The sequence below is a fragment of the Streptomyces sp. genome (assembly GCF_031178505.1).
Classification (GTDB): domain Bacteria; phylum Actinomycetota; class Actinomycetes; order Streptomycetales; family Streptomycetaceae; genus Streptomyces; species Streptomyces gulbargensis.
On the sequence record NZ_JAPSIW010000179.1, the window covers coordinates 1 to 10,586 of the forward strand.

The following is a 10,586-nucleotide window of genomic DNA, read 5'->3' on the forward strand; positions in this document are numbered from 1 at the left end:
CGCGGGCGGCGCGCAGGCCCTCGGCGATCCGGTGCGAGCCGTCGAGGCCCGGGTCGTTGATGAGGCCCTTCCAGCCCACCGTGGTGCGCGGCTTCTCGACAGATCCGCGCGAACCGGTTGTGGTCGATCCAGACGTGGTGGACGGAGTCCATCTGGATGCCGTCGTGATCGGTGGTCTTGCAGTCCCGGTCACCGGCCACCGCCGTGTCGCGGATGGTCAGGTTCCGGATGATCACGTCGTGGGTGCCCGGTGCCAGGTACAGGCCGCCGTGGACGAGTTCGGCCGTGTCACCGACACCGACGATCGTCTTCCGGGAGGCGACGCGGATCTCCGTGCCGAAGGGCGCGACGGTGACTGTGCCGGAGACCCGGATGACGTACGGCTCCTCGGCCGCCGCGTACCGGGCCAGGGAGGCCGTGTCGGAGACGGTGACCACCGCGCCGCCCGCCCCGCCCCGGGTGCCGCCGCCGAGCGAGGCGAAGCCGTGCGGGGTGTCGGACCAGCGTCCCGCACCCGCGGGCGCGGCGGCGGGCGGAGCCGGGTCGGCGGGGCCGGCCTGGGCGGGTGGGTGCAGCGGGGCCAGGGCCAGCAGGGCGGCGCCGGCCACGAGGGCCCGGGCGCGGGAGCGGCGGGCGGGCGGAGCCGTCCGGCGAAGGGCGGGGGACGTCACGGCAGGTGCTCCTCACGTGGTACGGGGAGGGAGGGGGCTCAGCGGGCGCGGCCGGCGCCCGCGGCAGGCCATCAGGGCCACGACGGCGGCGCCCCGGCCGGCGCGGCGTGCCGCCGGACCGGCCGCGCGGCGGAGTGCCGCGGGCCTCACGCCTCCGCTCCCGCGCGGAAGCGGCGCGGTTCCCAGGCGCCGAGGTAGGCGCGGGGCGTGGCCCCGGCGGCGTCGGCCGGGGTGAGCTGCGGCCGGTTCTCCGGGATCGTGATCCGCGCGCCGGGGCCGGTGTTGCGGAACTCCGCGAAGCGCTGCGCCTGCCACGGGTGGGCCTCGCGCATGTTCGCGTACGGGGCGACGGCGTCGATCCCCGGGCCGAGCACGCTGTCGCGGACGACCAGGGACGGCCGGGCGGTGGGGTCCGAGCTCGGCACCCACGGCCGGGCCAGCTTGTAGAAGCCGTCCGGGGCCTCGCTGGTGACCCGGCAGCGCGTGGCGAGGAAACCGTAGGGGCCGGCGGCCGCCGTGGACGGGGCGAAGACGAACCCGTACGGGGCCCCCGCCAGATCCGGGCGGAGCAGCGTGCGGAAGTGGCAGTGCTCGAAGACGGCGGTGGCCCGCCCGAAGACGAAATCCACGTCTCCCTCGACGTAACAGTGCGCGAAGTACTGGCGTGCGAAGGCCGACAGGGCGGCCGAGTCCGCGTACAGCGTGTCCTGGTGGCCGAGGAACCGGCAGTGGAAGAAGGCCGAACGGTCCCCCGTCACCTTGAGCGCCACCGCCTGCGTGCCCGGGTTCCCCGGCAGGTCGGTGCGGAGGAAGTCGTTGGCGAAGGTGACACCCCGGGCGGTGAAGCCGTCCGCGCGCAGCGTGGTGGTGGCGGAGCCGCTGGTGCCGTAGGTGCCGCCGCCCGGCCGGGGCGTGCCGGCCGCGTTGTCGTACACCACGACCACGTCACGGGGGTCCCCGGTGGCGCCGATCCAGGTCATCCCGGCCCGCGCCGCGTCCACGGAGACCGTCTCGCGGTACGTGCCGGGCGCGAGCACCAGCGTCCAGCCGGGCCCGTCGGCGGCGTCCACCGCGGCCTGGACGCGGGTGTGGTCACCGAGCCCTCCGGGATGCACGTACAGGATGCGGTCGTCGGGGCGGCGGGACGGCGAACCGTGGCGGCCGAAGGGCCGCGCGGGGTCCGAAGGGCGCGCGGCGGCGGGGCCGGAGGACAGGGCGAGGGCCAGGGCCGCGCCCGCGCCGCCGGTGAGGAGGGCGCGGCGCCCGGGGCCGGAACGGGGGGCGTGCGAGGAGGGCACAGGGATGCTCCTTCGCTGGTCGGTGGGGTGGGGAGGGGGAGAGGCGGACGGGTGCCGGGGGATCCGGCCCGGCACCCGCGGCGGTCGGCGGCGGCCGCACCCGCCCGGGGCCGACGGCCGGGTGCGGCAGCGCCGCTCAGCGCAGGCGGCCGGCGCCCGCGCGGTGGCCGACGACCCCGGGCACGGCCCGCGGGTGGTCGACCCGGGTGCGCAGCGTCGGAGTCCAGCCCGCGTCCGCGCGCAGCGTCTCCTCGGGGAACTGCGCGTTGTGCACCGCGAGCAGGTCGACCGGCACCCCGTTGACGACATTGCCGGCCGTCGTGACCGGCGCGTCCTTCCACTTCTTGAGGATCCGCCCGGCCGGCACGCCCTCCGCGAGGGTGAAGGCGTTGCGCTCCGCGACGAGCCGCGACTCCTGCCCGATGCCGAGGCTGTACGCGTAGGGCGCGCCCCGCACCACGAAGTGGTTGTTGTACGCGTCGACCTGACCGAAGCGCACCCGGGGCGCCCGCTCCACCACGTTGTCGAAGAGGTTGTGGTGGAGGGTGACCCGCAGCTTGCCCCGGTCGGTGGCGCCCGCGCTGTCGCTGTTGCCGATCATCAGGGTCTTGTCGTGGTCCTTGAACACGTTCCACGACACGGTGACGAGGTCGGCGCCCCGCACCACGTCCAGTTCGCCGTCGTGCCGCTGGTACAGCTCGCCGAAGTAGGACGGCAGGGAACTGTCCGGGTGGGCCCCGTCGGTGAAGGTGTTGTGGTCGATCCACACATGGGTGGAGCCGTGCACGACGAGGCTGTCGTACTCCGAGTTCCAGGCGCCCCTCGCGCCGTCCGTCGGGTCCCACTGCGGGAAGCAGTCGAGCGGGCTCTCCAGGGTCAGGTTGCGGACGACGACGTTGTCCACGCCCTGCACCTGGAGGCTGCCACCGGTGATGCCGGCGTTCCGGCCGACACCCACGATCGTCGTGTTGCCGGGCACCTGCGCCTTGATCGCCCGGGCCTGCGCGGTCGCGGAGGCCGCCCGCAGCTCCTCCTGGGGGCCGCTGACCTCCTTCTCGTACCCCCACACCGCCGGGTCGTAGTCGGCCAGGTAGCGGGCGAAGTCGTAGCCGGGCGCGGCGAAGGCCCCGCAGCCGGCGGCCGTCGCGTCCAGGGTGCCCACGACCCGGACGATCCTCGGCCCGGTGCCGGGGACCGCGAGGGCCGCCCGGAACTCCTCCCAGGTGGTGACCGTGAAGACCCGGGAGGGGTCGGCGGCCGAACCACCGGTCGTGCCCGTGCCCAGGGCGGCCCAGCCGTCACCGGCCGGCAGGGCCGCCCGGGCCGGGTCGCCGCCCGGCCGGTGGCCGGCGTGGGCACCGGCCGCGGGGGCGGTGACGGTGAGGACGAGGGCGGCCGCGGCCACCGCTCCCAGTCGCGTGCGTCGGTTCACGGTTCAGCTCTCCTCGGGGGCGGGCGGCCAGGTGATGAGGCCGGGGGGAACCGCGTCGTCCAGGCGGCGCGTCTCGCGCGGCGCGAGGACCCGGGTGCGGAGCAGTTCGCCGGCGACGAGCCGGGCCACCGCGATCGCGCCGGGCGGGTTGAAGTGGGTGTTGTCCTGCTCGGTGGCGGTCCAGTTGAAGTACGTCTTCGTGGCCTCGGGGCCGAGCCGCTGCCACAGGGCCAGCGACAGTGCCTCCACGTCCAGGAGCGGGACGTCCGCCTCACGCGCCACCTCGCGCAGGGCAGCCGGGTACGCGCCGAGCGTGCGCAGGGCGGTGCCGGCGGCGTCGAACTTCCGCCGTTCCACGGAGGTCGCGAGCACCGGGAGCGCTCCCCGGGACCTCGCTCCCTCCACGAACACCCGCAGGTTGTCCTGGTAGGTGGTCCAGGGATCGGTCCCGCGCGCGGGGTCGGAGGTCTTCTGGTCGTTGTGGCCGAACTGGACGAGGAGCAGGTCGCCGGGGCGGATCGCCGCGAGGACCGTGTCGAGCCGTCCCTCGTCAAGGAAGCTCTTGGTGCTGCGGCCGTTGACCGCGTGGTTGGCGACGGCCAGCTCCCGGTGCAGGAAGAACGGCAGGGCCATGCCCCAGCCGGTCTCGGGCGCCGCGTCGGCGTACTTCTGGGCGGCGGTGGAGTCGCCCGCGACGAAGAGGGTGCGCATCCGGCGGGGTCCTTCGGTACGGGCGGCGGCCGGGCCCCCGGCCAGGGCGAGCGCGAGGCCCGCCCCGGCCGCGACCACCCGGCGGCGGCCGACGCTCACTTGTTCTGCTGCTTCCACTCGGCCTGGGCGGTGTTGAGCTGCTCCGCCAGGGCGTCGAGGAACTGCTCGGCCGTGCTCCTGCCGAGCAGGACCTTCTGGAACTCGGCCTCGTTGTCGGCCTTGGAGATGGTGTTCCAGTCCGGCAGGTAGTACGGCAGCTCCACGATCGTGGCCTTGCCGCTGAAGAGGACGTCGGCGGCCAGCCTGGTCGTCTCCGTCTCCTGGATCCACGGGTCCTTCGCCGCCTCCGTGTTGGCCGGGATCGCGCCGGCCGACCGGTTCCACTTGCTGTTGGACTCGTGCGAGGCGGCGAACTCGATGAACTTCCAGGCGGCGGCCTTGTTCTTGCTGGACGAGAAGAGACCGAGGCCGTCCACCGGGTTGGAGACCTGCACGCGCGTGCCGTCGTCCAGGGTGGGGTTGGGGATGCCCCGGAACTTCTGTGTGCCGAGCGCCTTCACGTGGTCCTGGTACGACCCGAGGTTGTGGTTCAGCATGCCGATCTCGCCGCTGTCCCACTGGGCGACCATCTTGGTGAAGTCGTTGTTGACGTCGGCCGCCGGGGTGTTCTTCTTGAAGAGGCCTGCGTACTTCTGCAGGGCCGCCACGTTCTTCGGGTCGTTGACGGTGGTCCGGTCGCCGTTCCAGAACTGCTTGATCCCGCTCTGGCCGTACATGGCGTCCAGGGCCTGCGCGATGGAGCCCGCGCCGCCCCGGATGGTGTAGCCGAAGCGGTTCTTGTCCTTCTGAGTGAGCTTGTCGGCGGCCTCGTAGAACTTCGACCAGGTGGAGGGCTCCGCCAGTCCGGCCGCCTTGAACAGGTCGGTACGGTAGTACAGGACGCCGTTGCTGGCCGAGGTGGGGACGGTGAACAGCTCGCCCTGGCCGCCGGCCGACCGCACGCTCTCGACCATGCTCTTGTTCAGCTTGCCCTTGAGCGAGCTCGCCTCGATCCGCTCGTCGAGCGGTTCCAGGGCGTTCTGCGCGGCGATGCCGGCGAGCATGGCCGCGCCGACCCCGCCGACGTCCGGCAGGCCGCCGCCCTGGATGGCGGTGTCGTACTTGGACTGGACCTCCTTCGAGGCGACGCCGACGTACTCGACGTCGATGTCGGGGTGCGCCTTCTCGAAGTCGGCGATGATCTCCTTCCAGATGTCGGTGCGGACACCGCCGTTGTTGTCCCAGAAGGTGATCTTTCCCTTGCCCGAGCCCTCGGCGCCCTTGTCGCCGCCCGCGCCGCTGCCGTCGTCACCACAGGCGGCGACGGTCAGGGCGAGGACTCCGGACAGGGCGAGGGCGAGGGCGGCTCTGCGCCGTCCGCCGGAAAAGATGGTCATCGTCGGCTCTCTTCTCTCGGGTCGTGCGGGGGATGGGTGGGGGGGGAGTGCGGCGGTCGTACGAGGGGGCGGCGGGCGGCACAGGAGGCGTACGGCGGAGGCGCTCAAGGAGCCGGCAGGACGCGGAAGCCGGTGAAGACGGCCGTCCCGGCCGGCCCCGCGCCCCCGGCCGGCGCGCCGGCGAACAGGCCGAGGAGCGCGCCCACCCACCGCCAGGGGGTCGCGGCGAACTCCGGCCCCAGCGGCACGGGAGCCCCGCCGTCCTCGTACGAGAAGCGGCAGCGCGCGTCGGCCGTCACCTCGATCCGCAGCCGGACCTCCGGGCCCGTGACCGGCCGGGCGCGGGCCGCGTCCCGTTCCCGGTCGGCGTTGCCCGGCGCGAAGCGGTGCACCAGCCGGACCGTGCCGTCACCGGCGCGTTCCAGACCGATCCAGGCGTAGGCGTCGCCGAGGACGACGAGCCCGGCGCGGGCCCCGGGCCCGGCGCCGTCCAGCCGCAACCCGACCTCCACGGTGAGTGCCCCGGCCGGCAGCCGCTGCGTCAGCACGTGCGGCACGTTCCGCAGGTCGTCGAGGTGCTCCGACCGCACACAGCCGAGGCGCAGGCCGTCGCCCGTGTGCTGACTGGCCCAGCCCTCACCCGGGTTGGCGGTCCACTGCCACTGGCGGCCGAACCGCCCGCCGGGGAAGGTGTCGTCGACCGCCGGCCGTGACGGCGGCTGCTCCGGCAGGTCCGGTTTGCGGTGGATCCGGACGGGCGCGCCGTCCGCGCCGATCACCGGCCAGCCCTCCTCGTCCCAGCGCATCGGCTGGAGGTGGACGAGCCGGCCGTACGCCCCGCACTGCTGGAAGTGCAGGAACCAGTCCTCGCCGCGGTGGGTGCGCACCCAGCCGCCCTGGTGCGGCCCGTTGACGTCGGTGTCGCCCTGCGCGAGCACGATCCGCTCCTCGTACGGGCCGAAGAAGGACCGCGACCGGAACGCGCCCTGCCAGCCGGTGGCGACGCCCCCGGCGGGCGCGAGGATCCAGAACCAGCCGTCGTGCCGGTACAGCTTGGGCCCCTCCAGGGTGAACCAGCCGGGGATCCGGTCGGCGTCGACGAGGACCTGGCCCTCGTCGAGGACCTTCGCGCCGTCCGGGCTCATCCGGTGGCCGATGAGCCGGTTGTTGACACCGGCCCGGGACTTGGCGAGGGCGTGCACCAGGTACGCCTCGCCCGACTCCTCGTCCCACAGGGGGCAGGCGTCGATCAGGCCCCGGCCCGCCTTCACCAGGTGCGGCGCCGTCCACGGACCGCGTACCGAGGGCGCGTTGACCTGGAAGACGCCGTGGTCCGGGTCGCCCCAGAAGATCCAGAAGCGGCCGTCGTGGTGACGCAGGGACGGCGCCCACACCCCGCAGTCGTGCCGGGGCGCCGCGAACGCCGCCGCCGGTTCGAGGCGTTCCAGGGCGTGGCCGACGAGCGTCCAGTTGACGAGGTCCCGCGAGTGCAGCAGCGGCAGGCCCGGGGCCCGGCCGAAGCTGGACGCGGTGAGGTAGTGGTCCTCCCCGACCCGCAGGACGTCCGGGTCCGACCAGTCGGCGGCCAGGACCGGATTGCGGTACGTGCCGTCGCCGAGGTCGCCGCCGGGCGTCACGGGGGCGGTCATGAGGTCACCGCCCTGCGGGCCAGGGCCCCGGCCCCGTCCCGGTCGAGGCGGCCGTCGGCGACGACGGTCACGACCCGCCGTACCACCGTCTCCCCGGCGGCCACCGGAAGCCGGCCGCCGGAGGCGAGGGAGGAGCCGACACCCGGGTACTCGGCGGCGCGGACGAACCACGGGTCGCGCCGGGTCGTCGCGGTCGCCCCCGCGAACACCAGGCTCCACTCCCCGCCGACCAGGGCCACCCAGTCGCCGGGGACGCCGTGGACCGTCCCCTCGCCGTCGCCCGCGGCGCCGAACACCACGGGTGGCGCCGCCTCCTTGGGCGCGCGCCAGAAGAATCCGCCGTACGCGGCGCCCGGGCGCCCGTTGGTGGCGGGGCTGCCGATCGACAGGGCCCGCCCGGACACGTTGGCCAGGGAGAAGGTGAGGTCCAGCGCCCACGCGGTGTCCGTGAGCGGCACGACCGCGACCGTACGGTGCTCGCGCAGCAGCCGCTCCCCACCCGCCGTCCAGCTCAGCTCCTCCACGAAGCCGTCCGGGTCGCACAGCTTGAACCCGTCGTGGTGCTGGACGCCGTGGTTGTCGAGGGCGACCGGGCCCCGGTCGCGTACGAAGGTCCGCCCGCCCCAGAAGTTGTACCCGGCGACGTCCGGCACGGCCACGCCCACGCCCAGGTGGTGACGGTGGTCCTCGGGGACCGTCTCGGTCACCGTCCGTCCGGCGAGGGTGGTGACGGGGTGCAGATGGGGCCGGGGCGCGTGGTCGGAGGCCAGGTCGGGGCGGACGGTGTAGCGGGCGACGGTCCGGCCCGCGCAGCGCAGCGACAGCGGCCGCTCGGTGTTCATCGGGCCTCCGCCCGGATCGGCGACGCCCAGGGGGCGCCGAGTTCGGAGAACAGCTTCAGTTCGGCGGCGCTCGCGTCCACCAGGGCGTCGATCCCGTCGACCACCCGGCGCGGCGCGCTCTCGCCCGGTGCGGTGTGCCAGTGCCCGGCGGGCAGTTCGCGCGGTTCGGGCCCGGTCCGTACCGCCTCGACCACCCGCATGAAGGCGCCCGTCCCGTCCGGAGGAACCAGCAGCGGCTCGCCCCCGGTCACGTGCGCGACCAGGTTCTCCAGGAGGTCGGTGCGGCCGTACTCGGTCTCCACCGGACCGTGCCCGGCCCGCTGCACCAGCACCCGGTCCTGCCGGTACCAGAAGGTGATCCGGCCCCGCGAGCCGTGCACGACCACGTACGGCTCCGCGGGGCGCTCCGCGCAGAGCGTGGCGGCCACCGTCACCGGGTGCCCGGCCGCCGTCAGGACCCGGACGGCGGAGGTGTCGTCGGACTCGATGGCGTGCGCGTGGTGCAGCTCGGTCCCGATGTGCTCGACGTCCTCCGCCCGGCCCGCGCCGGCGAGGGCGAGGGCCGTGGCGACCGCGTGGGCCAGCGGGTTGGTGAGGGCGCCGTCCACGACGTCCACTCCGTCCAGGCGCCGGTGTCCCGCCCAGGGCGCGCGCCGGAAGTACGCCTCGTCGCGCACCCACGCGCCCGCCGCGCCGACGCCGAGGAGCTCACCGATCGCGCCCTGGGTGATCAGGCGCCGGATGGCGGGCACGGCGTGCGAGCCGAGCGACTGGAAACCGATCTGGCAGGCCGTCCCGGCCGCCTCCACGCCCTCCGTCATCCGCCGGAAATCGGCGTACGAGGGGGCCGGCGGCTTCTCCAGGAGGACGTGCGCCCCGTGCCGGGCGGCGGTCAGGGCCAGGTCGGCGTGGGTATGGATGGGGGTGCTGAGCACGGCGATCCGGGCCCCGGTGGAGGCGAGCAGCGCCGCCAGGTCCGGGGACTGCTCCGGCTCCCCGAGACCGTCCAGCTCCGCCGCGTCGAGGGGCCGCAGTTCGCAGATCCCGGCGAGGCGGACGAGTCCGAGCCGTTCGAGGCGGTGGATGTTGAGGAGGTGGCTGCGGCCGTGGCCGCGGGCGCCCGCCAGGACGACGGGCAGCGGCCCTCCGGTGCGTACGGCGCTCATCCCTTCACCGCCCCCGCGCTGAAGCCGGTCACGAGCCACTTCTGGATGAAGGCGAAGACGATGACGACGGGGACGGCGGCGATCACCCCGCCGGCGGCCAGCGCGCCCAGGTCGACGCTGTCGGCGCCCATCAGGGTGTTGAGGCCGACCGGGATGGTCTGCTTGCTCTGGCTGCTGAGGAACATGAGGGCGAACAGGAAGTGGTTCCAGGCGTGGACGAAGGCGAAGGAGCCGACGGCGACCAGGCCGGGGCGGAGCAGCGGGAGGACGACGATCCGGAAGGCGTGGAAGCGGTTGCAGCCGTCGACCCAGGCGGCCTCCTCCAGGGAGTACGGCACGTTCCTGATGAATCCGCTGATGAGGATCATCGACAGCGGCAGTTGGAAGACGGTCTCCGCGATGATGACGCTGCCGATCGAGTTGATCATCCGCAGCTCGGCGAAGATCTGGAACAGCGGCACGAGGAGCAGGGCGCCCGGCACGAACTGGGAGCAGAGCAGGGCCAGCATGAAGCCCTTCTTGATCCGGAAGTCGAAGCGGGCGAGGGCGTATCCGCCGGCGAGCGCCACCACCGTGGTCGTGACGAGCACCGCCACACCGATGAGCAGGCTGTTCTGGAAGAAGACGCCGAAGCTCCGTTCGGTCCACACCTTCTCGAAGTGGGCGGTCGTCATCGGCCACGGCACCAGCGAGGTGGAGCCCGCCGGGCGCACGGCGAACAGCAGGATCCAGTAGAAGGGGACCAGGGTGAAGACGAGGTAGATCCCGAGGGGCAGGTAGATCTGCCAGCGGGGGATCTCGTCCCACGAGCGGCGGTGCCGGCGGCCGGCGGCCGGCGGGGTGCGGTCGGGGGGCGGCGCGGCGTGCGCGGCCCCGGGGGACGGGGCGGCGGTCAGGGTGGTCTCGGTCGTCACTTGCTGTCGCCTCCGAACTTGCTCAGGCGCAGATAGACCATGGAGCAGAAGAGAAGGATCACGAACGCCACCGTCGTCAGGGCGGAGGCGTATCCGAAGTTGTGGGCGTCGACGCTGGTGTGCGCGATGTACAGCGGCAGGGTGGTGGTGACGCCCGCCGGGCCGCCGCCCGTCAGCGTGTAGAGCAGGTCGACGTTGTTGAACTCCCACACCGCCCGCAGCAGTGTGGACAGCACGATCGCGTCCCGGATGTGCGGGAGCGTGATGTGGAAGAACTGGCGCATCCGGCCGGCACCGTCGACCTCGGCCGCCTCGTACAGGTCCTTCGGGACGGACTGGAGGTCGGCGAGGATGAGGATGGCGAAGAACGGCACACCGCGCCAGAGGTCGGCGATCACCGCCGCCGGGAAGACGGTCCCGGTGTCGGAGAGCAGGGAGGTGCCGTACTCGCCGATGCCCAGGTCGGC

9 protein-coding genes and 2 pseudogenes are annotated in these 10,586 nt (G+C 73.8%); all 11 read right to left on the reverse strand.

The window, feature by feature from the left end; translation table 11 throughout:
* Positions 1–193, reverse strand: a pseudogene (locus tag RIF68_RS14700) (hypothetical protein); the annotation flags it as partial.
* Positions 111–671 (reverse strand): annotated as a pseudogene (locus RIF68_RS14705) (pectate lyase); the annotation flags it as partial. The pseudogenes RIF68_RS14705 and RIF68_RS14700, both read right to left, overlap by 83 nt.
* A gap of 146 nt (positions 672–817) precedes the next feature.
* Positions 818–1,969: a pectinesterase family protein gene (locus RIF68_RS14710; RefSeq protein ID WP_309051683.1), complete on the reverse strand. Its 1,152-nt coding sequence runs from the start codon at positions 1,967–1,969 to the stop codon at positions 818–820.
* Positions 1,970–2,105: 136 nt separating this feature from the next.
* Positions 2,106–3,401 (reverse strand): polysaccharide lyase family 1 protein, encoded by a 1,296-nt coding sequence (locus tag RIF68_RS14715; protein WP_309051684.1) that lies wholly within the window; start codon positions 3,399–3,401, stop codon positions 2,106–2,108.
* 3 nt (positions 3,402–3,404) lie between these two features.
* A complete protein-coding gene (locus RIF68_RS14720) occupies positions 3,405–4,211 on the reverse strand; it encodes a rhamnogalacturonan acetylesterase (protein WP_309051685.1) in 807 nt (268 codons plus the stop codon).
* On the reverse strand, positions 4,208–5,548 hold the full coding sequence (locus tag RIF68_RS14725; protein WP_309051686.1) for a sugar ABC transporter substrate-binding protein: 1,341 nt from the start codon (positions 5,546–5,548) through the stop codon (positions 4,208–4,210). Before RIF68_RS14725 ends, RIF68_RS14720 begins: the two co-directional genes overlap by 4 nt.
* Positions 5,549–5,652: 104 nt before the next feature.
* Entirely contained in the window at positions 5,653–7,197 is a 1,545-nt protein-coding gene (locus RIF68_RS14730) for a family 43 glycosylhydrolase (protein ID WP_309051687.1), read from the reverse strand.
* Positions 7,194–8,039: a PmoA family protein gene (locus RIF68_RS14735; RefSeq protein WP_309051688.1), complete on the reverse strand. Its 846-nt coding sequence runs from the start codon at positions 8,037–8,039 to the stop codon at positions 7,194–7,196. The genes RIF68_RS14730 and RIF68_RS14735 overlap by 4 nt, the downstream gene beginning before the upstream one ends.
* Positions 8,036–9,205: a Gfo/Idh/MocA family oxidoreductase gene (locus RIF68_RS14740; RefSeq protein WP_309051689.1), complete on the reverse strand. Its 1,170-nt coding sequence runs from the start codon at positions 9,203–9,205 to the stop codon at positions 8,036–8,038. Before RIF68_RS14740 ends, RIF68_RS14735 begins: the two co-directional genes overlap by 4 nt.
* On the reverse strand, positions 9,202–10,119 hold the full coding sequence (locus tag RIF68_RS14745; RefSeq protein ID WP_375165099.1) for a carbohydrate ABC transporter permease: 918 nt from the start codon (positions 10,117–10,119) through the stop codon (positions 9,202–9,204). The genes RIF68_RS14740 and RIF68_RS14745 overlap by 4 nt, the downstream gene beginning before the upstream one ends.
* Positions 10,116–10,586, reverse strand: a 471-nt coding sequence (locus RIF68_RS14750) for a sugar ABC transporter permease (RefSeq protein WP_309051690.1), incomplete at its 5' end; no start/stop codon positions are given. The genes RIF68_RS14745 and RIF68_RS14750, both read right to left, overlap by 4 nt.

Coding starts and splice junctions, on each gene's coding strand:
- RIF68_RS14730 (WP_309051687.1), bottom strand. CDS start 7,197: ATGACCGCCCCCGTGACGCCCGGCGGCGACCTCGGCGACGGCACGTAC.
- RIF68_RS14735 (WP_309051688.1), bottom strand. CDS start 8,039: ATGAACACCGAGCGGCCGCTGTCGCTGCGCTGCGCGGGCCGGACCGTC.
- RIF68_RS14740 (WP_309051689.1), bottom strand. CDS start 9,205: ATGAGCGCCGTACGCACCGGAGGGCCGCTGCCCGTCGTCCTGGCGGGC.
- RIF68_RS14725 (WP_309051686.1), bottom strand. CDS start 5,548: ATGACCATCTTTTCCGGCGGACGGCGCAGAGCCGCCCTCGCCCTCGCC.